General features: G+C 37.9%; 30 protein-coding genes. All 30 read left to right on the top strand.

The features are described from left to right. The first annotated feature begins 4 nt into the window (after nt 1-4). The 30 genes from IGI86_RS09305 to IGI86_RS09160 all read left to right on the top strand — a co-directional run bounded on the left by IGI86_RS09305 (nt 5) and on the right by IGI86_RS09160 (nt 23,577). On the top strand, nt 5-268 hold the full coding sequence (locus IGI86_RS09305; RefSeq protein ID WP_430617205.1) for a hypothetical protein: 264 nt from the start codon (nt 5-7) through the stop codon (nt 266-268). Nucleotides 269-271: 3 nt separating this feature from the next. Then, nucleotides 272-1,048: a hypothetical protein gene (locus tag IGI86_RS09300; RefSeq protein ID WP_430617204.1), complete on the top strand. Its 777-nt coding sequence runs from the start codon at nt 272-274 to the stop codon at nt 1,046-1,048. Nucleotides 1,049-1,340: 292 nt separating this feature from the next. After that, nucleotides 1,341-2,525: a replication initiation factor domain-containing protein gene (locus IGI86_RS09295; protein WP_430617203.1), complete on the top strand. Its 1,185-nt coding sequence runs from the start codon at nt 1,341-1,343 to the stop codon at nt 2,523-2,525. Nucleotides 2,526-2,620: 95 nt separating this feature from the next. Then, the gene (locus tag IGI86_RS09290) at nt 2,621-2,833 is read left to right on the top strand and encodes a hypothetical protein (protein ID WP_042890939.1); all 213 of its coding nucleotides are present in this window, start codon (nt 2,621-2,623) and stop codon (nt 2,831-2,833) included. 18 nt (nt 2,834-2,851) lie between these two features. Beyond that, nucleotides 2,852-3,004 carry a hypothetical protein gene (locus IGI86_RS09285; RefSeq protein ID WP_159160505.1) on the top strand — a complete coding sequence of 51 codons (153 nt, stop codon included), beginning with the start codon at nt 2,852-2,854 and terminating at the stop codon, nt 3,002-3,004. 9 nt (nt 3,005-3,013) lie between these two features. Further along, entirely contained in the window at nt 3,014-3,544 is a 531-nt protein-coding gene (locus IGI86_RS09280; RefSeq protein ID WP_430617202.1) for a hypothetical protein, read from the top strand. A gap of 3 nt (nt 3,545-3,547) precedes the next feature. After that, the gene (locus IGI86_RS09275; protein WP_430617201.1) at nt 3,548-3,889 is read left to right on the top strand and encodes a hypothetical protein; all 342 of its coding nucleotides are present in this window, start codon (nt 3,548-3,550) and stop codon (nt 3,887-3,889) included. An 83-nt stretch (nt 3,890-3,972) separates the two neighbouring features. Next, nucleotides 3,973-6,561: an isopeptide-forming domain-containing fimbrial protein gene (locus IGI86_RS09270; RefSeq protein WP_430617199.1), complete on the top strand. Its 2,589-nt coding sequence runs from the start codon at nt 3,973-3,975 to the stop codon at nt 6,559-6,561. 3 nt (nt 6,562-6,564) lie between these two features. Beyond that, on the top strand, nt 6,565-6,879 hold the full coding sequence (locus IGI86_RS09265; RefSeq protein WP_430617198.1) for a hypothetical protein: 315 nt from the start codon (nt 6,565-6,567) through the stop codon (nt 6,877-6,879). A gap of 32 nt (nt 6,880-6,911) precedes the next feature. Continuing rightward, nucleotides 6,912-7,073, top strand: coding sequence for a hypothetical protein (locus IGI86_RS09260; protein WP_430617197.1), 162 nt, complete (start codon nt 6,912-6,914; stop codon nt 7,071-7,073). Between the two features lie 56 nt (nt 7,074-7,129). After that, nucleotides 7,130-7,438 (top strand): hypothetical protein, encoded by a 309-nt coding sequence (locus tag IGI86_RS09255; RefSeq protein WP_430617196.1) that lies wholly within the window; start codon nt 7,130-7,132, stop codon nt 7,436-7,438. Between the two features lie 27 nt (nt 7,439-7,465). After that, nucleotides 7,466-7,627, top strand: coding sequence for a hypothetical protein (locus tag IGI86_RS09250; RefSeq protein ID WP_016620384.1), 162 nt, complete (start codon nt 7,466-7,468; stop codon nt 7,625-7,627). A gap of 64 nt (nt 7,628-7,691) precedes the next feature. Continuing rightward, nucleotides 7,692-8,090: a hypothetical protein gene (locus IGI86_RS09245; protein ID WP_430617195.1), complete on the top strand. Its 399-nt coding sequence runs from the start codon at nt 7,692-7,694 to the stop codon at nt 8,088-8,090. A gap of 4 nt (nt 8,091-8,094) precedes the next feature. Then, complete coding sequence (locus IGI86_RS09240; RefSeq protein ID WP_430617194.1) at nt 8,095-9,588, top strand: ATPase, T2SS/T4P/T4SS family; 1,494 nt, start codon at nt 8,095-8,097, stop codon at nt 9,586-9,588. Then, a complete protein-coding gene (locus IGI86_RS09235) occupies nt 9,578-10,432 on the top strand; it encodes a hypothetical protein (protein ID WP_430617193.1) in 855 nt (284 codons plus the stop codon). Before IGI86_RS09240 ends, IGI86_RS09235 begins: the two co-directional genes overlap by 11 nt. Further along, nucleotides 10,429-11,190 (top strand): hypothetical protein, encoded by a 762-nt coding sequence (locus tag IGI86_RS09230; protein ID WP_430617192.1) that lies wholly within the window; start codon nt 10,429-10,431, stop codon nt 11,188-11,190. Before IGI86_RS09235 ends, IGI86_RS09230 begins: the two co-directional genes overlap by 4 nt. A 10-nt stretch (nt 11,191-11,200) precedes the next feature. Then, a complete protein-coding gene (locus tag IGI86_RS09225) occupies nt 11,201-11,359 on the top strand; it encodes a hypothetical protein (protein ID WP_430617191.1) in 159 nt (52 codons plus the stop codon). Nucleotides 11,360-11,374: 15 nt separating this feature from the next. Beyond that, nucleotides 11,375-11,737, top strand: a complete 363-nt coding sequence (locus IGI86_RS09220) for a hypothetical protein (RefSeq protein WP_430617190.1) — start codon at nt 11,375-11,377, stop codon at nt 11,735-11,737. Between the two features lie 6 nt (nt 11,738-11,743). Continuing rightward, on the top strand, nt 11,744-11,893 hold the full coding sequence (locus IGI86_RS09215; RefSeq protein WP_430617189.1) for a hypothetical protein: 150 nt from the start codon (nt 11,744-11,746) through the stop codon (nt 11,891-11,893). A 15-nt stretch (nt 11,894-11,908) separates the two neighbouring features. Further along, entirely contained in the window at nt 11,909-12,754 is an 846-nt protein-coding gene (locus tag IGI86_RS09210) for a hypothetical protein (RefSeq protein WP_430617188.1), read from the top strand. Nucleotides 12,755-12,766: 12 nt separating this feature from the next. Further along, nucleotides 12,767-13,777: a conjugal transfer protein gene (locus tag IGI86_RS09205; protein ID WP_430617187.1), complete on the top strand. Its 1,011-nt coding sequence runs from the start codon at nt 12,767-12,769 to the stop codon at nt 13,775-13,777. Then, nucleotides 13,777-13,995, top strand: a complete 219-nt coding sequence (locus tag IGI86_RS09200; protein ID WP_271811890.1) for a TcpD family membrane protein — start codon at nt 13,777-13,779, stop codon at nt 13,993-13,995. The genes IGI86_RS09205 and IGI86_RS09200 overlap by 1 nt, the downstream gene beginning before the upstream one ends. Before the next feature lie 11 nt (nt 13,996-14,006). Further along, nucleotides 14,007-14,399 carry a TcpE family conjugal transfer membrane protein gene (locus tag IGI86_RS09195; protein ID WP_430617186.1) on the top strand — a complete coding sequence of 131 codons (393 nt, stop codon included), beginning with the start codon at nt 14,007-14,009 and terminating at the stop codon, nt 14,397-14,399. Between the two features lie 34 nt (nt 14,400-14,433). Further along, a complete protein-coding gene (locus tag IGI86_RS09190; RefSeq protein WP_430617185.1) occupies nt 14,434-16,956 on the top strand; it encodes an ATP-binding protein in 2,523 nt (840 codons plus the stop codon). Between the two features lie 11 nt (nt 16,957-16,967). Continuing rightward, nucleotides 16,968-19,448: a CD3337/EF1877 family mobilome membrane protein gene (locus tag IGI86_RS09185; protein WP_430617184.1), complete on the top strand. Its 2,481-nt coding sequence runs from the start codon at nt 16,968-16,970 to the stop codon at nt 19,446-19,448. After that, entirely contained in the window at nt 19,449-20,501 is a 1,053-nt protein-coding gene (locus IGI86_RS09180) for a lysozyme family protein (RefSeq protein ID WP_430617183.1), read from the top strand. Between the two features lie 13 nt (nt 20,502-20,514). Next, nucleotides 20,515-21,117 carry a hypothetical protein gene (locus IGI86_RS09175; RefSeq protein WP_430617182.1) on the top strand — a complete coding sequence of 201 codons (603 nt, stop codon included), beginning with the start codon at nt 20,515-20,517 and terminating at the stop codon, nt 21,115-21,117. Between the two features lie 46 nt (nt 21,118-21,163). Beyond that, nucleotides 21,164-21,562, top strand: a complete 399-nt coding sequence (locus IGI86_RS09170; RefSeq protein WP_430617181.1) for a hypothetical protein — start codon at nt 21,164-21,166, stop codon at nt 21,560-21,562. A 142-nt stretch (nt 21,563-21,704) separates the two neighbouring features. Then, nucleotides 21,705-23,015 carry an AAA family ATPase gene (locus IGI86_RS09165; RefSeq protein ID WP_430617180.1) on the top strand — a complete coding sequence of 437 codons (1,311 nt, stop codon included), beginning with the start codon at nt 21,705-21,707 and terminating at the stop codon, nt 23,013-23,015. Then, a complete protein-coding gene (locus IGI86_RS09160; RefSeq protein WP_430617179.1) occupies nt 23,008-23,577 on the top strand; it encodes a hypothetical protein in 570 nt (189 codons plus the stop codon). Before IGI86_RS09165 ends, IGI86_RS09160 begins: the two co-directional genes overlap by 8 nt. The last annotated feature ends 54 nt before the right edge of the window (nt 23,578-23,631 follow it).

Here is a 23,631-nt window from a genome sequence, read left to right as displayed (position 1 = left end):
AGAGATGGAAAAAAAGATAGAATTATTGATGTTTTCAGATCGCTTTAAGAAATGGTATATTCGGCTGTATCATGTGCTCTCCTATGTTGGGGTAATGCTGGTGTTAGGTGGTGTATTGATAATTAATAGGCTTTTATTCTCGGAAGAAATGGTCGATGTGTTTCCAATAGGGACACCTATTGTCATCTCCTTGATGCTGACAGCTCTTGTGATATGTACTATTTTTGACACGAAAAATAAAGATTTCGATGATCCTGTAGAAGTATAAGCTATGCGTATTATGTATACACGAATAAAAAAGATGACGAGCGAGTGGAAAAGAAATGTTTCTAGTCGTTTTTTTTGGTTCTTGCAGGTGGGAAATGTATTATTACTAATGCGGTTTCTGCTAAAGAATATACTTTGGATTTTGCTTTATCAAGCAGTATTTCTTACCTGTCGAGAAATTATTGCAACAGAAATTTTAGCATTAGATGGTGTGTCGAGCAGTAAGGCAGCTTTTGATTTAGTTCGAAATTTGGAAATAAGTTTACTTGTTGTATTAATTTTGGCAGTGATTTTTTGGTGGGGGCTCGCTTTAACTGTTGTTAGTAAGAGGAATGTTCTGAATTATCGAAATCTGCGTTTAGTTATTGCGTTGTTGTTTCTTCCAGATTTTGAAGATGTTGAGCAATTATCAATGGTTCTCACAGGAACAATGATGAGAACATTTTTAATGTTTAGTATTGCCTTTTGTTTAGTATGTGGGATTTATGCCATTTATCTATACTTTTTAAAGGCTAAATCCTTCAACCTGAGTGTCAAAGATAAAGATGATTTGTCATGTAAAGAAGATTGGAGGGAAAGTTGTCAATTTCTAGAAAACTGTATTCTGCAAAAAGACTATGTCTATATTAAAGAATTTTCACTGAGTAAAGGTTTTTTACCTGAGAAATATGAAGGGTATTCAGAAAACTATCTGCTGGAGGTTTATGGAACGTCATTTAAAGACTTGCGATTTGTGATCCGATATAAATATTTATGGATAAGAAATTATTTTCAACTTTAGGAAGTTTATTTACCAAATGGATAAGGAAATAAAAAAAGGCGTGGCGAGTCTGCCGTGCAGGCTCAGCAAGCGGGGCTGCCCTAAGCAGCGCCGCTGTTAGGCTTTTTTAGGGAGTAGGTGGCGCCGTGCGACGCCTGCGACCGTAGAACCCCCGTATTCTAACAGGGGGGTAATGAAGATGTAAAAATGACAGAATTTAACGATTAAACATTGATATATAAGCGATTTGTTACTTTACATTGCGCTCGAAAAAAATGGCGAAAATGTAAAGTAAGGCATGATTAGAGGTGAAGTGTTGGATAGTGAAGAATTGAAGCTGATTGGTAAAAGTATAAAAGCTTCGAGAAGTCTGTTGAAAATGACTCAGGCAACTTTTGCTAAAAATGTTGGTCTTTCGAGGCAATCGATTTATAACCTCGAAAGAGGTTTAAGTTTACTATCAGATGAAAAAATGTATCGAATTTATGACTTTATTGCAGAGCAAAATTGTCATGAGCCGCTGGAAAGTATTATTGATTATATTCGTATCACGTTTCAAACTCATGATGTTGAACTAATTTTTAATGAGATTTTAAAAGTCAAAAAAGAATTTTTTGCACAAATATCTAGCCACCTTTACGGCTATGTCGGAGGGTATCAGTTAGATTACTTGATGGTTATGTATTCTAAAAAAGGTGATTCTCGTGGAACGATGATCCAATTATCTGGTCAAGGATGTCGTCAGTTTGAAGCATTTCTGAAAGCTCAAGGGCGGACTTGGTTTGATTTTTTTCATACTTGTTTTGATTACAGAGCAAAGTTCACTAGAGTTGATTTAGCTATTAATGATTATAAAGAATATTTGAGTATTCCGACATTGCTAAACAAAATAAATCGACAAGAACTGATTTCTCGTTTTGAACGTTTCGATTTCAATGGTTCTGGATCAATTTCTAAAAAGAAACGAGAAGGTGTCACTATTTATCTAGGTTCAAAAAGAAGCGAGCTTTATATTGCGTTTTATCAAAAGAATTATGAGCAGGCGAAAAAACTTGGGATTGATGTAGAGGATGTGCCAATCAAGAATCGTTATGAGCTTCGGTTTAAAGATGAAAAAGCCGAACAGGCGATTCATGGCTATACGAAAACTGGTGATTTGACTGAATTTTTATTGGGAATTTTAAGTGACTATCTTTGCTTTGTAGATAGAAAAGGCGGTGTTTCAAGGAAGTACTGGCCTGTAAATAAAAAATGGGAATACTTTCTTGGTGGTGTTGAAAAAGTAAAGCTAGTAACTGAACCGAATGAAGCTTTATACGAACGCTCAAAAAATTGGTTTAAACGATCGGTGGCTCCTACGATAAAAATGTTGATGGAAGTAGATGAGATTGAAGAAACAGATGAAGTGCAAGAAATTATCGATGAAGCTGAGCTTAGTGACAAGCATTTACACATGATTGAAGCACAAACAACAAGAATTGATGATATGATTCTTTGATAAATATAGAAAATAACGGAGTATGTGAATGGAAAATTCATACGAAATAAATATCACAAAACGTTATACAATCAATGATTGGGATGGAGAAACGAATGGAACGTATTAATGATCTATTGTCCAATCCAGAAAAATACGATCTATCACTGCAAGCAAGGGATGGCTTGCGTGAATTGAAAAGAATTTTTGATGGGAATCCTTTCTTCCCGATGGAGCCTTATGTTTATGCCAAAAATCATTTGTATGGCATGTATGCAAGAGGAGTGATAAGTGGGGACTTGATGCAAAGTATACTGAGCGATTTTTAATCTAATGAGGTGAAATCTGTGTGGGGAATTTTTGAAGATGGCGAGTTGATAAATATCTTTGGAGATGAGGCTGGTGCTGAATACTTTTTGGAATGTTGGATAAAAGAGGAACCACTGAGGAACTTTGAAGATTTCTCTGTTGAGAAAATTGATGACAAAATGAACGAATAGGTGTTTAAATTGGAGTTTCGGGAATACATTGACTGTTATATGGACTCAATCGGCGAGGTATTAAGAAAAACGATTCCAGATTATGACGAAAATTGTTCAAGATCGATATTTTTACTCACAGAAGAAGAAAAAATTGCTGAACAAGATTGGTATAATTATGTGAATGACAATCGAAAGAAGCCTGATCGTGCATTCATGTTCGAGAATGTTCATCGGTTTGGTGTCAATCGTGCTGATTTATTTGATGCGAATCAACGAGAAGTGTCAAAGACTGACTTTATTGACTTTTACTTAAACGAAATCAAAAATCACATTTTAATGAAAGAAACAAAATTTGAAGCAGAAGATCGTACGTTTATTATGGATCGTGAGAAATATATTGCGATAAAAAAATATGATGAACGCACGAACCCAGTAACGGGATACGATGAACTGAATATTACTACGTCTAAAAAGACCCAAGAATGGTTGTTACAAGCGCTCATATTGCGTTTTGAACGAGATTTTGGGTCTTTTTATATTGGACTACAAGCAAGGTGATTTATGAAATCAATTCGTCTAGTGGATCACTTAAAAGAAAAAGGCTTTATGTGTTATGTATCTAGTCCTTCAAAAGAGGAGTACGAGAAATTCTGTGAGCTACAAAAAAGGACAGGAAATATGAACATGAAATTTAAGCCATTTGTTCCTGTTTGCTATGAAAAGCAACTTTCACGAATTACGTCACTAATCATTGAAGGGGCTGCTAAGAATAACGTGTATTATTACGATTTTTATAAAATCACTTTTTTTCCTAAACAAAGTCAAGGATCAAATATCAAAATTTATGGTCGACACATGACGAGAAATCAATTGTTACGCTGTGTGGAGTGGGTAAAAAAATAAATGACAAAAGGAAGTTTTTGGATGAGTATACGTTCGCCGCCTAAGCTATTTTCATAAAAAAAGAAAGAGAGGATGTGAAAACATTGCTAAAAAAAATAATTGTGCATTTTATTGCTTCGATAGGATTGTTACTTGTTCTACTGCTTGTTCGAACCACAATTACCGATGCCTCAACGAATATTTGGGGGACTGGCAATTTAGGAAGTTCTGAATATGGTGAGATTGTTACCGACGAAACAGAAATTAGTGGCGACTATTCTTTTATTGCTCGCTGGATTGATGGCGTAACAACAGTTTCCACTTTTGGCGGACGCTGGGATAGTTGGGCATATAGTTATGGTGGTGCATCGGGGATTCTAGGACACCTACCTACAAATGATCGTGGAAAAGGTAACATTGGTGTTACTTACCATAATGTCGGTATGCACAATGGACGTGTCATTGATTTGAAAATCACGGTTACTGATTGGGAAAGAGGAGCGAATAACTACGGGTATATTTTCTATACGACTGGTGCAATCGCTCATATCCAACAAAGCTATCGTTATGTAAAACAGCGGTGGGAATTTATCGATGCTCAAACAGGACAACCTGTAAAGCTGAGCGGATATATGACCATTACAGATATCGATTTTCATCAAGGCGTGACTTTTGATAAAAATACTGTACCTCATATAGGCACAATCTATGTAACAGAAGATAGTAATATCAATGTCAAAAAAGAAAGCGATGGCGCTTTAACTGTCTATGATCCATTTCGTGTGAACGCTGATCCAAGTGATCTTTGGGCTCAATTTACATTTCTTTACAAAGACACAAGTTTTGTGGAATTTGATTGGAACTTGAAGAATCTGCCTAGTCATATGCAGATTGGAGAACCGAACATTAATGCACGAGGTGGGGAATTCTTTGGATTCACAGGGAAAAAACTTGCACGAACTGCAACGATTGAGCCAGAAAAATATATTCAATCTGATGATGGTTTGGTAACAGGTTCAATCCTTGAATCGCTCCACGATTCATTTACGTACCTTCTGATTCATAAGGTACCAGATGAACTGGATGAGTTCTACTATCGCTCGTATGAGATCCGTGACGATCTTCCAGCTGGTCTTGAAGTAGTGAATTATCGGATCGTTGATCAAGAAGGAAGAGATGTCTCTTTGTTTTTTGATGATTATTCGACAAAAAACAAAATACATCTTGTTGCGAAACCATCGGTGTTGAAAACAGCACGCTTTTACGATACAGATTATCGGATCGAAGTTGAAGTGAGAGTAACCGATGCAAAAGAATTGGAAAAACTCATTGACTCCGATCATGTGCTGTTTCGAAACGTCGTTCGGGTAAGTGTAGATGATAAGCCCAAAGTGTCGGAAGAAGTGACAACACAATTGTTTCGAAGAAAAATTGTTGTCGATCATATCGATAAACAAACCGAAGCATTGCTTCGAAAAGTTGAAGAATTTAAATTTGATGGTGAATCTTACCTGTATGAACCTCTTACTGATTTAGAAGATGATGAAGGACATCGATACAAGTCTACGGTCACACATTCAGGTATTGTTAATGGTCGTAATTTATCTTTTGTGATTCCTTATCATATCCCTGTTTTACAAGTTAATGTCGATTCGATTCAAATTGATACGTCTAAAGCGGAAAAAGATGGCGGATTACCGACACAACTCACATTGACCAAAGAAGCGGAGTACGAAGAGGATTTGTCGAATTTGCGCTTTGTACTTGAAGTTGTTGAAGAGTCAACGGGTCGGGTCGTCTATGAAAAAGAGTTGACCTTGTCCGATGAAGCAGATGTTTTGGAGCTATTGCTACCAACTGATGCAGTTGAAAAGGCGGAAAAAATCGATTACTTTGTGACAATCAAGGTAGTTGATAATCCTGACAAGAACAAATTCGTCACGGATACAAAAGATTTGGCGACTCACGGGTATACAGCTACTGAAAAGGTTTTGACCATTAGCGATTTAGAGAATGGTGTCGTAGACTATGCAGCAGTAGCTCGTACATTACGCTTGCGAGAGGAAGACGCTGTTCAAGAATTCAACGAGAGTATTCGTTTTGATTTCGATCCAACGATCCGTTCCAAAACAGGCTATGGTTTTGCGATTGACTTAGCACCAACTTTTTCGAGTCATGTTCATGATACCGTTGAAGCTTTTGATCTTCAAGTTAAGGTGCCGCAAGATCTAGTCGATAGCCAAATTCACGAAGTTTTTGTCGCAAGAGAAAAGGAAGTGATTATTCCTTTGGATCAAACATGGGCGTTGGCTCGTGCAGGCGATAGTCGGTCAGATAGTTCCTTCACTTATGAATTCCCAGAGATGCGTGTAGAGAGACTAACAGGAAATCTCTTCACAGAAAACCAAGTGTCTAGAACTAATCGTGAATTACTTGACGGTGGTCGTAACTTCTACTTGCCGATTTGGTTAGACCTTGGCAGTTATGATGTAACACTTGAATCCAATGATGTCGGGAAGAACCATATTCAATTGGCGATGACGAAATCAATCGATGTGTTCGCTTATATGTATGCCACGATGGATAGTGAAACGAAGGAGTTTGATGAACTGTTGTTAACACCAGTCTTTCCAGAAACCACTGTGCCAAATGGATGGTCGGATGAGGAAATCGCTTGGTTGAAAGGAGGCTAAGCGATGTATGGGACACATGCTTATTCCATATACGGGGAGTTTGCTCGAAGTCGTGCTGCTTTTTGGCGCTTCGTTCGTTTTTTGTTTCTTGTTAGTTTAGGCATATTGCTGGCTCGTCATTTATTTGAGATTCCGTTTTCCTTTTTAGACGGACTTTCTCAAAATTTGATGTCTGGCGATTTTTCTCAAAATCTGTCATTCAAACAAATTGCTCTAGAAAACGATCTTGTTCAATCGGTAGTGGTTTTTCTAACAGGATTAATCACTGTGTTTGCGACTTTCTTCAAATCACTGCGGCAGTTGCTGTTCTCTAAGTAGAACTGTTTTTTATCGAGGGGAGGTGAGGATAAATGAACCTAGAATTAAATACGGATCGCTTTTGGGCGACCTTGGGTGTGATTGCATTGTGTTCGTTAGTGATTGGTGCAGCCCTGTTGTTCTTTCCAGAATTGATGAACAATATTTTTGGACAGATGGAAGCTTATATCAATGGTATTAATGTACCTAACTAAGGATAAAGGGAAGAGAAATCTTCCTTTTTTTGTTCCTGCTTGAAGGGAGAAACACTATGAATAACGAAATTACCTTTGATGAAATTTGGCAAGATTTGTTTTCAACAAGTGCGGAATCGTTTGTTGCTAAGATGGAAGCAGAAAATATACCATTTGAATGGATCGATCAAAGGCTAGATGAATTGAAAGCATTTAGCCGCAATCGAAGAAACAAAGAATTGGAGTTGCTGACGGAACCTGTATCAGCGGCTGTCATTGATCGAATGATACGACGGATTTTCGATCATGAAGTCTATCCGTTGATCGATGAAAAAGAAGCGTTGTTAAGAAAAGAAACTGCTCAACGACCTGAAAATACACAATAAAAATAACTAGAAAAAGGTGGAATTTGAATGAATTTAGAATTGAATACAGATCGCTTCTGGGCGACATTAGGTGTTATTGCGTTATGTTCGTTAGTGATTGGTGCAGCTCTGCTGTTCTTTCCAGAATTGATGGATAGTGTTTTTGGGCAAATGCAGAACTATATCAACGGAATTACAGTGCCTAACTAAACAGTGGAAAATGCAAAGGTAAGGGATACCCCTTGCCTTTTGCTTGTTATATAGGAGGTGGCAAATGTTATCAGGAATACCTAGAAAAGTTGCGTTGATGTCTCTTAGCTTTTTGATTATTACAGGTCTCGTTGTGTTTGTGTTAGGAAACTATCAAACGGATGTTGATTCGTTGACATTGACGGAAACATTACGCAGTACGGCGCTTGCCAATCGGGATGATTCTGCACGAGTGAATCAAGGTGATTTTTATTTAGACAAAGAAAATTTTGAGAAGGACTTTGAGCAGACGATCAAAAGACAAGGAACCTATCAGAATCGCACATTGACTATTGATTTTGAGTATTTGATGCCTTCAAACCAAAAAGGGATTAAAGCAATCCGTGTGTCGGTCTCTGATGGACGAAAAACAGATCAGGCAACGTGTATTTTGAGTACGCCAGAAAATGAAGAGGAGGGATGATTCGTTGGCATTAAAAATAACTGATGATAGTCAAGAAGAATTGCAAAAAGAAGCTACGGCGGCAAAAAAAGCTGGTACAACAGTGAAAAAGATTGTCAAAAAAATGGAACCAATCCAAGATGCTGTAACGAACAAGCTAGTGGATGTACAAGCCAATGGTTTATTGCCAAAAAAAGAAGAAACACTGTCTAAAAAAGATTTCAAACGTGCGATTTCTGATCAACAATTAATGAGTATTCGAGAAGATTTGGTCAAGCACCACACGCAACTTATTTTAGATGCAGCAGTGGATCAATCCGCACGGAAGGAATTGTTAGAAATCGTAAGGAAGGAACAGCGATTAAGCATGCACGGCAAAGAAATTGCGGAATATGTCGTCCAAGAAATTGTCGGTACAGGGTTCATTGAGAAAATTCTTTTAGATGATTCTGTTACTGACATCGGTTGGAATGGGAGCTTTTTGACTGTCCAAGGTAGCGATTCGTATCAAGTGTATTCAAAAGAAGACTTAGAATTAAATGATCCAGAAGGATCGGTTTTACGTATTATTAATCGCTTTGCAAATTCAGAAGGAAAAGCATTTAATCCGTCAAGACCGATTTTGGATGGGGTGTTTAATCACTTGCGTTTAAGTGCCGTTGATAAAAGCCTAAGTCCTAATGGAACAACGACTTCTTTGCGAGTTGTACGACCAAGATTGGCATTAACCGAAGAACACTTTGTTGACTTTGCCCCAGCGTTTGTTCTTGACTTCTTTAAAGTAGTTATGAAAACAGGTGTATGCATGACGATTGCTGGAGAAACAGGTTCCGGTAAAACGGAACTGTTAAAATTACTTCTTTCGTTTATCCCGAAGGAAACAAGGCAAATTGTCATCGAAGATGTTCAAGAAACACATATAAAGGAGCTTTTCCCTGAACATGATGTTTTTGCATGGGTTACTTCTCCAGAAAAATCGATTGAGGATTTGGTAAAGGCGAGCTTACGTTTTTATCCAAAGTATATCAATGTTTCTGAAACACGTGGAGCAGAAGCGTATGAAATGATTCAAGCAGCGTTAACCGATCATAAAATTGTCACAACAATCCACGCAACCGATGCGTGGTCAATCCCACGACGGTTAGTCAATATGTGTAACTCAAAATATTCAATCAATGAAGAAGCAGTGACTGAAGATGTGCTAACCTATTTTGATTTTGGTGTGCATATAAAAACCGTTCGATTAGTTGTGGATGAAAAGAAAAATATATTTAAAATCATTCGTTACTTGTCTGAGATTGTCGAGTTTTCACCGAATGGATCAAGGTCTATTTTTAAACAGAAATTTGCTCATGGGCATTTTTATGTAACGACTGGTATTTTATCGGAAAAATTTCAGGAACGAATGGCAGAAAAATTCTTGTCTTTTGAATTTCCAGAAATGCAGGATGAAGAGATTCAGAAATCTGCGGAATTAACAGCGATTATCAAAGATGTGGTGAAACGTCATGAAGATTAGCCAGATTGAAACACAGAAAAAGAATTATTTAGATTTAGAAGAACTTTATGCGTTAAGTGCTGCTTACGGCAATGGCATGCAGCGAAAAGAAGTGGTGCGCTTGATTGCTATGCCAGCTTTGGTGATCGGAATCATGTTGGGCTTCTTAACCTATCTTTGGTGGGTTGTTTTGATCGGGATGGCGTTTGGTGGTTGGTATGGTTATCGTAAAATCTTGCCTAAGATTGTCCAACGCCGATATGAAACAGAAGCCCTGGCTGCACGAAACCATTTTATGAACACCATGACACAGGTAATGGCTGATCCCAGTAAAACTGTGATCCGATCGATTGAACACATCTTGCCGCGTATGCGTGGGGAGCTTCAAACCGATATGTCCGAATTAGTCGCTTCTTTAGCGATTGGCGCTGACATGCAGTTGGTCATAGATACCATGACAAAACTCAATGAGAAGTACCACGAAGATGTCTTGTTCTGTCAATATCTAGAACAATTGGAAACGACAATCCATGAAGGCAAACACAATGTTTCGAGTATGCAAGATCTGACTCAGCACCATAACGATATGCTGCAAAAGCGCAAACTCATTTTTGCGGCAAAAGATGACTATTTGCGAGGTGTAAAACTGATGTCTACGATGATTATTGGTTTGATTGGCATGTTTCACCTATCGTCGTATGTTATGGGAAATAGCTTTGAAATGTATATTGATGGTTTTGCGAGAAGTATGGTGGGCTATATCACTACTGGTATCTATGTACCCATTTATTTTCTGATTATTAACCGATTTTTGAAAAACTATTTTGATGATTCAGTAATGGAAGTGGCGGTGAGAACGAAATGACAACACGCAGTGCAAACCACTTAGTCATTGAAAATAAGCCGCCTATTTGGCTACGGCTATTACCAGAAGATGTTGTAAGACAGTTAAGAGAGATGAACAATAGCACGATTGGAATTGCAAAATGGCAAAAAAAGAATATCCAAAGAGTGCTCTTGCTGACGATTCTATTTTTGCCATTAGGTTATTTTGTCGATTGGCGAATGGCACCGCTTGGTTTAGTGCTGAGCATATTGTTGTATCGCCAACAACTGACAACGGTCAAACGGGTTTACATGCAGTTTCGCTTCGAGAGACAGATGCAATTTGCCAAATTTGCTCGATTGTTGATTCCGCTTTTAAAACAAGCAGAATCAGGAATTAACCTTTATCAAATATTTAGTCGAGTTGTACCACGACTAAACTATCAAGTCGACAAAGACTTATTGATGGGCTTAATGAAAGACCTATCCGATTTCCCTAATAGTATTACCCCATATGAAGATTATGCAATAGCTGTATCAGGAAGTGAAATGAGTATCTTGTTTATGTCCACGCTGTACGATCTGGAACAAGGAGCCATAAATCTTGAAGTGATTGATCGGCTTGGTCAATTGGCGAGTCAAGAAATGATGCAAGGCATTGATCAAATTATTACATTTAAAATCAAACGATTCCAGTTGTTGTTTACGAAAATGATGACCAGTATTGTAGTGTTGATCGTAGGTTTTGCACTTGCCTTATTTATCTATCAAATTGGGCAAGTCGGATTTTATTTTTAGGAGGCAAAAGATGAGAGAAGAAACCGAAGCGTTACCGTTATGGAAAACGTTGCTGCTCGTTTTGTTTTTTCTGATTTGCTTTGGGGCAATTTATTATTTCTTCGGAAGTGCGGGTGTGCTGATGAGTATTTTAATTTTACTAGGAGTGTCGCATATTTTAAATCAGTGAAAGGAGTGATCTAAAATGTTAGAACAACCAGTTAGTGAGATTTTTCGATATTTACTTGGATTAATCTTAACGTGTTTTATTCTAAGTGTGGCAATTTTTTGTTACCAAATTCAGGATGTGAATACGTTTCGCCAACAAGTCAATTATCGGATTGAGCGACGTGGCGGTTTAACGCAAGAAGCAATGGAGGAAATTGATACGTACTCAAAAGAGTACTTTCAAGGTCGGTATAGCATTGATAGTCCACAAGTGGGCGAAAAAGTAAGTTTTGGTGATACAGTCTCTTATGAAATTGTCGGAAGTTATGAGATTGTCTTTTTGCCAATGCCGACTGTTCATATGACAACTGTTGGTCAAGCAATCTCTCAAGTGAGGTGAGGCTGTATGAACCAAGAGAATATGACTGGTCGCTTGTGGCTCTTTGTGCTGGCATTAGCGATTGTGATAATGCTAACGCCAATTATTTTGAGTCATTGGGAAGCAATTCAAACATTCTGGAACCAATGGTTTATTAATCGTCAATTGAAAATGTAAAAGGAGGAAAAATTTTTGAAGAAAAAGTATAGTTTTCGATTCAGAGGAGTCGAAAAGAATCTCTATCGGAGGTATGGTTTTTTGCGAGGTACAGATTATGGCGCATACGATGCCCAACAAGCCTTGGTCGAGTTACAAAAAAATCTGCATGAAAGTACCTTATTGACTGTAACGGTGAAAGATCTTGAAGCGTCTCAAACCTATCATTTCGAAAGTGTTTTGGTTGATCCAGTTGGGACAGAATTTAATCTGTTGGACGAATTACAACACCAACTATTAGAAGCAGGAGAAGCGATTGATGGTGCAAGAATTTATACAGAAATCAATCGTCAATTCAATACGGAAGCAGAAGCTGCTCGTCCTTCGCCGCAAAGCTATGCAAGACCAGTAGCGCCAGCACTGCAGAAAAAGAACATGCTACAAAAGATGTTTCCATATATGTTCAAATCGAAAACCACGGAACAGGTACAACAAATCTATCATCAACCAATTTTTCCGCCAAGGGAAGAAACCATAGTCGATGTACCTGCGATGCAGCAACCAGCAGCACCCAAAGCAGCGCTAAAAGAAGCCCACACTTTTTATGACTATGAAATGGTAGTCGTGAAGATCGATGGACAAGAAATTCGTTGCGAATTTCAGTCGGGGAATCCGAACGAGACCCGCAATACGGCATTAAAAAACTATTTTCCAATTGATGGCAAATACTTAATTGTTGATACGGAAAAAATCCTTGTTACGGAAATCAAAGCTTGTCGTCTTGAAAAAGTGGAAGCATTTGATATTTTCTCGGTACCTGAATATGTCGACGATTTTGAAGCAACCGATACCTTCACTAGTCTAACGGAATTGCCAGAATAGAGGGGTGTATACATGGCATTAAAAGTAACTAATGAATTACCACAAGCACCTAGTGCTACAGTAATCAAAAAAAGCAAACTATTCAAAGGGAAAAATAAACAAAAAAGTGCGATCCCTTCAGGGAAACGTACAGTTGCGAAACGTACTCGTTATGCGGTTTGGGGAACGATTGTTGTGCTTGGCTTAAGTGGTGTGTTCGCATTTATCAAAGCGAATAATGTCTCTGACAGTAATTCGCAGTTAGTCGAACAAGTGGATGCAATGACAAAGAAACTAGAAACACTAACGGCAGTCTCGGTAGATGAACGAAAAACAGATGCTTATTTTGCGGAGTTCATTCCGCTTTTTATGAACCTTGATGCCGAAGACTATGACACTAGAGTTAAACGTGAACAGGCATTAGGACATTATTTTGAATCCACAAGTGATTATACGTTTGGCGATAGCACCAATCGCCGTTTGAAAGACTTCCGTTTGTATGAACTCAACCAATCCGAAGTGGGGTTTGTAGCACGCTATTTTGTTCGCTATACGACCAGTGAAATTGAGGGAGAAAATCCCCAAACCTTTGAACACTTGTTAAATATTCCTTTCGTGGAAGAAAATGGCGTATTTGCGATTACCGAATTTCCATATTTTGGGTTAGTGCCAGAAAACAGAGGCATGGTCGAAACAATCGAAAGTACATTATCTGAACGGAACCAAGTCTCTTTTGCAGAAGTCGAAGGACTCGAAGAATTTTTGGAACAATTCTTTAACAATTATGCGTCAAGCAGCGTAGAAGATATTGCTTATATGATGCAAGAACCAATCTCTTTAAATGGACAGTTTGAGTATGTCCGTTCAGAGAATAAGGTATATGAATTTGAGGATCAAGAGGAATTCATTGTGCAATCGGTGATTGAATTACAACTGAGCAATACTGGATTGACACACAAAGAACATATGACATTAACGATCTCAAATGATGGGGATCGTTTTTTTGTTGAAAAACTAACACATACTTTAGGAGGAATGAACTAATGCCAACATTAACAGCATTATTAGAATGGGTACAAAGAGAAGGAATCAATGCGGTATGGATTGTCATGGTTGGGTTTGCATTGAAGTACTTGTTTGAACAAAAATGGAGTAAATTTCTTATCTTTTTACTTGCGGCAGGCGCAACTGCTTTTGTTGTAAACAATCCGAGAGTCGTTTCTCAAGCGTTTGAAGCAGTCAGCAACTTGTTCTTTAGATAAGGGGCAGGTCGATGAAAGTTTGTTATAACTACAAGAAGGTATTTGATGATCCGATTCGAGTACGTGCCTTTGGAAATTTTATGTTGCCGATGGCGATTGAGTTGAATCGAGTTGTGCTATTTTTTGTTTTGCTTGCGATCACTCATCTTGTATTTGGTGGTCTAATTGCAGTGATCAACCAGATTGCAGGAGGTACCAGATTTGCCATTTATCTTGGTTTGCCTTATTGGGTTTCAGGGAAGCTATTGAATCTAAATCCTGATGGACAAAAGGTGTTTCCTTACTTAAGGGACTTAGTTATCTATTTGGTCGTTTTTAAATTGTTTAAGGTACGCTATTGCAAGGAAGAAATGGTCAACGATGTTGGCAAAATAGTATTTGAGAAAGTAGAGGACGGAGTCTAGACTCTGTGCTCTTTTCTTTTTAAAGGAGGAAGAAATGAAGGCAGTCAAAGAAATGATCAAATTAGCTCAAATTCCTTTTAAAGCAATTCAAGGTAATTTGATGTTTGATAAAAGTGGCTACGTGTGGGCATATTATCGGATTACCGCCGAAGAAACCAATCCCAATAATTTTGAAGAGCTAGAAAAATATAAGAAACGCTGGGCAACAATTTTTCGAAAAACATTACCGAAATACGGTGAATTTGAGTTGGTGATGTACCCAAAAGATAAACAATTGACGGAACGTTTCAAAGAGTTCTCAAAGGACTTATCGCCTGAATACCACCGTTTAGGATTAGAGTATATGGGGAGAACTGTTGCAGCTTTAAAAAAGGAATTAGGTGAAATTACAGAACCTGATTTTATTTTAGGCGTACGCTTAAAGGATATGTATGGAAACGAAAATCCAATTGAATCAATAAAGAGAGTTACAGATGAAGTGAGTGATCAAATTCTTGGTTTGTTAGGTAAAAAAGTTTTAATGGAAGAGGATGAACGAGAGAAAATTCAACCAATCGAAGAAGAGCTGTTTCGTTCTATACGCAGTCGAAGGGCTGCTCGTTTAACAGAAGATGAACTGATCTATTTAAATCGACTCTCTTTTATTGGTGGACTTCCTCACGAAAAGAGAAACGAAGATTTTTCTCAAGCCAGAATCACCGAAGCGATTGTGGATGCAGGCAAAGACGTTGGCTTTATTCATTTATCTTCTGATCTGGGCAATAGTGTCGTGTCCTATTTACCTATTGCCGATTTTGAAGAAAATAATATTGCTTACAATCACCTGTACCAAGTTGCTCAACAAATGGATTTCCCTTGCGATTTTCGAATCAAAGCATACTATCCCGATCCTAAAGGGGTAACAGGTTTTGCGTCGAAGGTCATGATCCAAAAGAATCGTCATAAGACGGAAGCCAAAGAAGCAAGGTTGGCAGGAGAATCTGCGAGTGAACGAATTAAAGGCAATGCTCAAATGGTGAATCATATTAGTAATGAACTAGAAAGTGGCGAACCGCTGATCGCATGGATGGGCTGTTTTGTGATCATAGGAAAAAGTCGGGAACAAAACAAACGACGTGGGGATGCGTTGATCAATGCGATGAAGAGCTTAAAAATCAGTGTTGTTCGTCCAAGTGCCAAACAAGCCCAATTGTTTTATCGCTGTTTATTTAGTGCGTCTGTCGAATCAATGTCTGATTGGATGCAAGTGACGAATGGGCATAGTTTAGCGGAGACCTTATTTGCGGTCACGAACAGTGCGGGCACACGATCAGGATGGTATCTGGGGCGGATTGATCCTTTCTTGGAATCAGAAACATTAAAAGATAGTATCCAGTCTTCAAGAAATAGTGTCTTTTATAATATGTTGGTAGCTAACCAAGGTCAAGAAGGGGCGATCACGGACAGTCCTCACGTGGCGATCACTGGTGAAACAGGGAAAGGAAAGTCGTATTTAACAGGGATGTTGTTCTTCTATTCGTCTTTACTAGACGCAAAAGTGTTGTATATCGATCCGAAAAATCAAGTTGCAAAGCAATTTAAACGAACTGCCAATGATCCAGTAATTCGACAAAAATTTCCAAGCTTCGTGACATATTTGAATTCCATTAACTACGTGACACTAGATGCTACGAAAAAAGAAAACCATGGTGTCCTAGACCCAATTGTTTTTTTACGAGGGGTAGAAGCCAAAGATACTGCACAAGCAATGATTCAATCCATTTACAACTTGGATAATCGAGAAGAGGTAGAAACTGCGATTAATGAAGAACTCGACAAAATCATTGAAGAACGTGAACTGGGAGAAAAAGTTGGCTTGCTCACTGTGATTCGACGGTTACATAACTATGAGGATCAAGTGATACAACGTGCAGCTAAGTTGTTGTTTTCTAAAATTCAAAACAGTATCTTGCATTTAGGTTTTAGTGATGGTGATTCTAATGGTTTGGATTTGAATCATAAGTGTACGGTATTGGGGATTGCAGGGCTGAGTTTGCCTGAACCGCATGTACCCGTCAAAGAATATTCAGAAGCCAACAAAAAATCGACCTGTTTGATGTTGCCGTTAGGTAAATTTTGTGAAAAATTCGGGAATCAAAATGAAGAACAGTACACGATTGAATTTTTCGATGAGGCGTGGATTCTGGCGAAAGCCAAAGGCGGACGTGAAGTGTTGAAAGCCATGCAGCGAGTCGGTCGGTCGTTTTGTAATATCCTTGTCTATTCTACACAATCAGTTAAAGATGTTGGAGATGACCAAGATACGAATAGTTTTGGTACAATGTTTGCCTTTGATTGGCAGTCTGAACGAAGTGATATTTTGAGCCATATCGGCATTGAAGTCAATGAGCGCAATTTGACACTGGTAGAGAATATGAAAAAAGGACAATGCTTGTTTAGAGATATTTATGGACGAACAGCAAAACTGAGTATTCATAATCTTTTCCCAGAATGGCACCATGCCTTGCAGACAGTGAAGAAAACAGCTTCAAGTGAAGCTGAAAAACAGTTTGCTTAAAGGAGGAGTGTATGAAAAATAAGAAGTATTTTAAATGGTTGGCGCTATTTTTGTTGTTTTTTACTCTAATGTCAACGGTTAGTGCCGATGCAGCACCGACACCAATCAATCCTGATCAAGAAACAAGCGTGACGGATAAAGCAGAACAATATAGTCTTGATTCCTATCAAAGTTATATGGTTGAAAATGTTAGATGGTTTCAGAGCCTAGACATTGCCAATTGGTTAAACGGTGGTGCCAATTTATTTTTTGATTTAAATAAAATCGTTTATTCGATGTATCGGACTGGAATAGATTTGTTTGGTAATGCAAATGTAGTTAATGATTATGTTTCTGTTTTTACAACGTATTCTAAATCGATGTACGACTCGCTCTATCGTGATTTTGGGTTAACGATCATTATTGTAATGGCACTGTATTGCTTGTATCTGTATATTATGAAATCTCCCCAACAAGCAATGAAACAGTTCTTTGCTTTTTCGGCAGTGGTGATCATGAGTATGGTTTGGAACAATAGTGCAACGACAATCATTCGTGACTTTAATTCCCTTACTGAGGAAGTTCAAGGGAACCTGATCCGTACTACAAGCAATGCACAATCTACCAATGCGACTACACCTGTGACACATGCTCAAAACACTTTGTTTGAGCTAGCAATTGAAGAGCCATTTCTATTGATGAATTATGGTCTGGCAAATAGAAGTGATGTAATTTCAGATCACGGGGCAAGCGCAATTTCTTCATTATTATTTCAAGGGGAACGGGAGTCTGAAGAAAATGATCCTACCAAAGGAATCGTAGAAGAAATGGCAAAAACAAATGTCTACATGACCACTGAAAAAGCAGGTTGGAAATTCGTTGTTGGTTTTCTCTCGCCAATCACTACGATTGTGTTAGGTACGCCGATTCTAATCATTCAGGTGATGAATCTATTAACAGGGATCATGGCGTTAGTGGTGGCAGCCTTTATCGGATTGGCGATGTTTATCAGTATGATCCCACGATTTCGAGGGGCGTTTCTCAAATCTTTACAGACCTTGATCGGGTTGTTTGGGGTACGTGTTTTATTAGGTATTTCTTTCATGATGCTGGTATCTGTGATCAATGTCGTTCGTGGGGTAATCCCAGCTGATGGTGTAGCGAATTACTTACTTCAAGTTATTGCGATTACTGTCACTCTTGTCGTGATCTGGAGAAACCGTGACAAAATCTTCAAGATGATTTCAGGTGGTATGATCTCAAGTGCCGATGGCGGAATCTGGAACAAAGCCAGTACACCGATTAAGAAGAAAGCCAAAGATGCGGTTAAACTTGGTGCAGATGTGGCAGGTTTAGCAACATTCGGTATGCCGTTAGGTGAAGTAGGTGGGCATGTTGCAGAAAATGCGAAAGAAAACGCCTACGATATATTTGCGGATTGTCAAGCATTCAAGCAACACGAGCAAGATAAGCAGACGCAAGTGGCGGTGGATGATTACTTTGATACGGTGGATCGAGCGAAGAGCGCTATCGATGAAGAAGATCAAGCGTCAACTCAGCCAACAGAAGCAGCTTTTGAAGATGCCAATTACCAACAAGCACCGACAAAAGATATTGATGCCGATGATGTAGCACTAGATGCAGATGCGGTTCAAACAGAAATCAATGAACTATCGGCAGATGATGTTTGTTCTACGAGTGATGATTTTGAGGAGATCGATGCCCTTGAGATTGAGAATGCAGAAACAGAAAACGTAGAACAGGCAGAAATCAATGAGTTGGAAGCGACAGATGTTCGATCTACGAATGAGGATTCTGAGGGGATTGATACGATTGAGGTTGATCATGCGGAAACAGAGAATTTAGAACAAACGGAAATTCAAGAATTAGAAGCACCAGATGTCCAACAAACGAAAGAAGATATTGCACCGATTGATGCAATTGAACTCCAAAATGAGGAAACAGAAAACGTAGAACAAGCTGAAATTCAAGAATTGGAAGCAACAGATGTCCAACAAACGAAAGAAGATATCGCAACGATTGATACAATTGAAATTCAAAATGCCGAAACTGAAAATGTAGAACAAGCTGAAATCAATGAGTTGGAAGCAGCCGACGTACAAGCGACTGGTGTAGGATTTGGAACTGAGGAACGCCAAGTAGAAGCATTAGAGACGTCCGCTATTGAAGGAACGAATCCTGAAATAACGTTGAATCCATTGGAAACTATGCCAGAAATCGAACTAGGCTTACCTGATGTATCAATGGAGTACCTTGATCAACAAACAAACGAGTTTTTTAATCATTTAGAAAATGAAACATTGGTACAAGCCAATAATGTGTTTGAAACAGATATTGAAACTAACCATGTGTCGGCAGTTTCTGAAAGTCTTGAGCAGCCAGAACAAGTTGGTGAGAGGATAAGTATAGATTTTCAAGATGAAGTGAATCAACTTGAGGCGGACTCCAAGGCTTCGTTTGATGCGTTATTCGCAGAAGTACGAGGTGAGTAAATGATCAAAAAATATATACTTTCTACGTTAATGCCACTGTTTTTTATAGGCGCTTTTCTGATTTTATTTGCAGGAGGCTATGATCAAAGTCAGAAAAAAGGCGATAATATCTCTTTTGAAGGAGCTTATGGGAATGTTGGTTTAAGCGAAGCAGTTTTACGCTGGAAAAGCGAAGTCGAACGAGTCGCAAGAGAACATGATGTTTTAGATCAGGTGCCAATTTTATTAGCGATGATGATGGTTGAAAGCGGAGGAAGATACCCAGATTTATTTCAAGCAAGTGAATCGCTAGGTTTGCCTGTCAATACGTTAAACGAACGAGAGTCTATTGCGCAAGGAGTGAAGTATTATGCACAAGCTTTAGCAATGGCGCGAGAAAATGAAGTGGATGAGTGGTCAGCTGTACAAAGCTATAATTTTGGGCTGTCTTATATTTCATTTATCGCTAGTAATGGCAAACGCCATACAACTGATTTAGCGGAACGATATTCGAGAAATGTGGTGGCGCCAAGCTTGGGTAATACAACAGGTGTGAAAAATGTGTATATCAATGCAGTATCGATTGCGGATGGACGCACGTACCAATACAATAACGGTGGAAATTTTCACTATGTCGGTCTTGTTCGACAATTTATAGCTGTTGGGGGGATAGGTGAATATATCTTGCCGCTTGATCCACCAAATATTAGTTCGTGGTTTGGTATGCGGGATATTGGCGAGGGAATGGAATTTCATAGAGGACTTGACTTTGCACACCCGCAAGGCACGCCAATCAGAGCCGTTGCGGATGGAGAAGTGATCATTTCGGGGTGGCATGACTCTTGGGGAAACTATGTACGGATTGAACATGAGAATGGTTATTGTAGTTTATATGCACATAATGTGTCTAATAGTGTAAAGGTTGGCGATCGAGTGAAGCAAGGAGACATTATAGCTTTAGTCGGAACAACTGGCAGGAGTACTGGACCACATTTGCATTTTGAGATTTCCACTTCAAGAGATTTGTCGAATGCTAGCTTACTAGACCCAGCAGAAGTGCTTGGTTTGAAATGATTGGAGGAAATGTGTGAAAAAAATAGGTTTAATCATTGTCAGTATGTTAATGATAGGTGGAGTGGTGTTCTATATTGTTTCTAATGAGCAGCCTATGCAAGAACGTGTGATCGATACGGCTGAAGAGTCAAAGAACCTTTTTGATTTTCGACCAAGTCCGAACGGCTCGGTTGCTTCTTCTGATTCGCCAGAAGTAGATCAAACGGAACCTTCAAGTTCAATAGACGACCAAACAGGTGATAGTTGCCCAACGGAAGAAAGTACAGATGAACGAAGCGGTTCGCTTGCGTTTCTGGATGTGAACCATAAACTGTTTGATGCGTATTACGGCGAAGGGGCTGTGGAAGAACGAAACAAACAATTAAGAAATATTTTATCAGAATCACTGCATAACGAGTATCTAGTATCGGATAATTCAGAAGTTCTTTCTGAAAGTATTTCTGAATTTGGCTATCGCTCATTCTATAATCAAGAGGACAGTCACCATGCAACAGTTGTTAATGTGCTTGAGATGGTGTCCGATGGTTTGGATCAGCAGATGTTGGTTACCGTAGAATTAGAATTTGATGGTAAATGGTTGATTTTATGCTTGAAATTTGAGTTGATCTATGGGTAAACTATTATCAAATGGTTGGAAATTTGTTAGATAAAAGGAGAAAAATATGAAAAAGAGAATAAAAGTAGGGTTGTTGTTGGTTACGGTAATTCTCTTTGTTTTAGTTGGTTGTGGTAATAAATCGATTAATGACGCACAAGATGTCGTTGATGCGATTGTAGCTGACTATGATCGATCTGATGGAAATCAAGATTATACAAAAGATGATTTTAGTTTTAAGGTTTATTATAGCGAAATGCAGGATACTTATGTGACCCATGCTTTTGTACCATATATATCTGATCATGTGTCTAATCGTGGAGAAAGAGACTATCTAGAGCGAATCTATTTCTATCGAAAGGTGATGGATGAGTTGGATTGGACTAGTTCGATTAGTCAATTACCGAGTGTTTTGACCGATGGAAGATACGAAGAGATTTATCGAAGTGGTAAATTTGATGAATAAAACAAAAGAAGTGAGTACCAGTGAGGAAATTAATCCTTGCTGGTTTTTTAGGTATAAAAAGCAATGTGATAATAAAAGATGATTTGAAGAAGTAATTAGTTTATAATAATATGAAATGGAAACTTATAGATTGGAGAAAAAAATGGAGCTAATAGTATCGAATGTAGGAAAGATTAGCCAAGCGAATATAAAGATTGAAGGAATGACTGTCATTGCTGGAGAAAACAATACTGGCAAGAGTACAATTGGAAAAGCGTTATTTGCTTTTTTTAACGGTTTGTATCAGCTAGATGATGCTGTAATCAATGTTCGGAAAGAAAATATTTATGATGCCTTACGTCTTTATGTCAATGAGGAATATAATGTAAGAAATATTTGGTGGAGAAGATCTCAGGAAAGAGAATTAGAACCAATAATTTCATGTATGGCTGAGAAAAAAGAGTTTTCTGATGATGAATTTGATAACATGTTGGAATCAATAGATGAGCTTATCGAGAACGCTTTAAATGATAATCCTAGCATGGTTATCAATCGTAATATTGTAATATCTGATTCTGACAAAAGCGGGGACAACAAAAATAAGTTTAGATCATCTATCGAAAGAGCGTTAACTATTTGTGATGAAGAAATTAGAAATAGGATTTTAACGAGTTACTTTATTTCAGAGTTTGATAACCAAGTAAATAACGTTTTTACAAATGAAAAGACGGTTGTTGAGCTACAAATAAAGTCCAACAGATTTAAAGTAGAAATCAAGGAGAATTTAGTAGAAGAGTTTGATCATATTGAATCTTTAGAGACGCAAGCTGTTTATATTGATGATCCTTTTATAGTTGACGAAGACCCGAGATCTATAACTTGGGGGCGCTATCCAAAAGATCATAGGAGTATACTTAAAGCTCAACTAATAAAAGAAAAATACGATAATATCATCGATCAGATAGTAGTTGATAAAAAAATAGGTAATATTTTTGAAAAAATTAATACTATTGTTGGTGGAGAATTAGTTCTTTCTGATCGTCGTTCTTTTGCGTATCAACCTCTAAATGCTAAAGACTCGATTAACATGAAGAATATATCTTCTGGATTGAAACCTTTTTTGATCGTTAAACAATTGCTGCAAAATGGAGTATTAAAAGAAAATGGGATGCTTATTTTAGATGAACCTGAGATTCATTTGCACCCTGAGTGGCAAATTGTACTGGCGGAATTAATTGTGTTAATTCAAAAAGAATTCGGAATGCATGTTTTATTAACAACTCATAGTCCATATTTTTTGTATGCAATTGAATTGTTTACTGGAAAACATGGTATGGAGGATACTAGTCACTATTACCTTGCCAAAAATCATAATAACCAATTGCTGTTTTCTGACGTAAGTAATAATATTGATCTAATTTACAAAAAACTCTCCGATCCTTTTCAAAGATTGGAGAATTTAAGTTATGAGTAGTATTGTTTTAGAGAATTATAAAAAAACAATGCGCGATTTATCGGTTGACAGTACTAATAAAGAGTACATGACGGATTCACTAGTACAAGCAATTGATTTCGATCGTGTAAAAGACCAATTTACAAGTGGTATTGGTTATAGGGATTGTAAATCGCCTATGTCAAACGATGCATTGTATATTGACTCAGATGGTACACATTACTTTATAGAGTTTAAAAATGGTGCAAATATTACACCCCATGAGTTATCTCAAAAAAATTACGATAGTACCATTATTTTAGCAATGCTTTTATCCGAAAAGTTGGAGGCTTTAAAAGATAATTTGCAATATATTTTAGTCTATAATGAAGAAAAATATACTGAAGAATTTTTAAATAAACGTTATGTTCAGAAATCAAAAGAAAGGGATTATATTGGGAAACTTTTTTCAAAGAAAGCGAATACTACATTTGTTTTTTTTCAGCAAGACTTTTTTAAAGGGTATTTATTTTCTGAAGTTTTCACTCTGAATAAGAAAGAGTTTCAAGAGATGTTCGTCTCAAAGTGGGAACGGATAGATTAATTTAAATTGAATAACAAAAAAGAATCAAAGGTAACCTTTGGTTCTTTTTTTGTT

The organism is Enterococcus sp. AZ188 (assembly GCF_050544075.1).
Lineage (GTDB): Bacteria > Bacillota > Bacilli > Lactobacillales > Enterococcaceae > Enterococcus_D > Enterococcus_D entomosocium.
The sequence above is the reverse complement of the archived record's forward strand: the minus strand, read 5'-3'. Positions and strand labels throughout refer to the sequence as shown.

Coding starts and splice junctions, on each gene's coding strand:
- IGI86_RS09265 (WP_430617198.1), top strand. CDS start 6,565: ATGTATGGGACACATGCTTATTCCATATACGGGGAGTTTGCTCGAAGT.
- IGI86_RS09275 (WP_430617201.1), top strand. CDS start 3,548: ATGAAATCAATTCGTCTAGTGGATCACTTAAAAGAAAAAGGCTTTATG.
- IGI86_RS09290 (WP_042890939.1), top strand. CDS start 2,621: ATGGAACGTATTAATGATCTATTGTCCAATCCAGAAAAATACGATCTA.
- IGI86_RS09215 (WP_430617189.1), top strand. CDS start 11,744: ATGAACCAAGAGAATATGACTGGTCGCTTGTGGCTCTTTGTGCTGGCA.
- IGI86_RS09255 (WP_430617196.1), top strand. CDS start 7,130: ATGAATAACGAAATTACCTTTGATGAAATTTGGCAAGATTTGTTTTCA.
- IGI86_RS09185 (WP_430617184.1), top strand. CDS start 16,968: ATGAAAAATAAGAAGTATTTTAAATGGTTGGCGCTATTTTTGTTGTTT.
- IGI86_RS09260 (WP_430617197.1), top strand. CDS start 6,912: ATGAACCTAGAATTAAATACGGATCGCTTTTGGGCGACCTTGGGTGTG.
- IGI86_RS09165 (WP_430617180.1), top strand. CDS start 21,705: ATGGAGCTAATAGTATCGAATGTAGGAAAGATTAGCCAAGCGAATATA.
- IGI86_RS09190 (WP_430617185.1), top strand. CDS start 14,434: ATGAAGGCAGTCAAAGAAATGATCAAATTAGCTCAAATTCCTTTTAAA.
- IGI86_RS09220 (WP_430617190.1), top strand. CDS start 11,375: ATGTTAGAACAACCAGTTAGTGAGATTTTTCGATATTTACTTGGATTA.
- IGI86_RS09205 (WP_430617187.1), top strand. CDS start 12,767: ATGGCATTAAAAGTAACTAATGAATTACCACAAGCACCTAGTGCTACA.
- IGI86_RS09160 (WP_430617179.1), top strand. CDS start 23,008: ATGAGTAGTATTGTTTTAGAGAATTATAAAAAAACAATGCGCGATTTA.
- IGI86_RS09245 (WP_430617195.1), top strand. CDS start 7,692: ATGTTATCAGGAATACCTAGAAAAGTTGCGTTGATGTCTCTTAGCTTT.
- IGI86_RS09170 (WP_430617181.1), top strand. CDS start 21,164: ATGAAAAAGAGAATAAAAGTAGGGTTGTTGTTGGTTACGGTAATTCTC.
- IGI86_RS09225 (WP_430617191.1), top strand. CDS start 11,201: ATGAGAGAAGAAACCGAAGCGTTACCGTTATGGAAAACGTTGCTGCTC.
- IGI86_RS09250 (WP_016620384.1), top strand. CDS start 7,466: ATGAATTTAGAATTGAATACAGATCGCTTCTGGGCGACATTAGGTGTT.
- IGI86_RS09195 (WP_430617186.1), top strand. CDS start 14,007: ATGAAAGTTTGTTATAACTACAAGAAGGTATTTGATGATCCGATTCGA.
- IGI86_RS09180 (WP_430617183.1), top strand. CDS start 19,449: ATGATCAAAAAATATATACTTTCTACGTTAATGCCACTGTTTTTTATA.
- IGI86_RS09300 (WP_430617204.1), top strand. CDS start 272: ATGCGTATTATGTATACACGAATAAAAAAGATGACGAGCGAGTGGAAA.
- IGI86_RS09230 (WP_430617192.1), top strand. CDS start 10,429: ATGACAACACGCAGTGCAAACCACTTAGTCATTGAAAATAAGCCGCCT.
- IGI86_RS09235 (WP_430617193.1), top strand. CDS start 9,578: ATGAAGATTAGCCAGATTGAAACACAGAAAAAGAATTATTTAGATTTA.
- IGI86_RS09305 (WP_430617205.1), top strand. CDS start 5: ATGGAAAAAAAGATAGAATTATTGATGTTTTCAGATCGCTTTAAGAAA.
- IGI86_RS09200 (WP_271811890.1), top strand. CDS start 13,777: ATGCCAACATTAACAGCATTATTAGAATGGGTACAAAGAGAAGGAATC.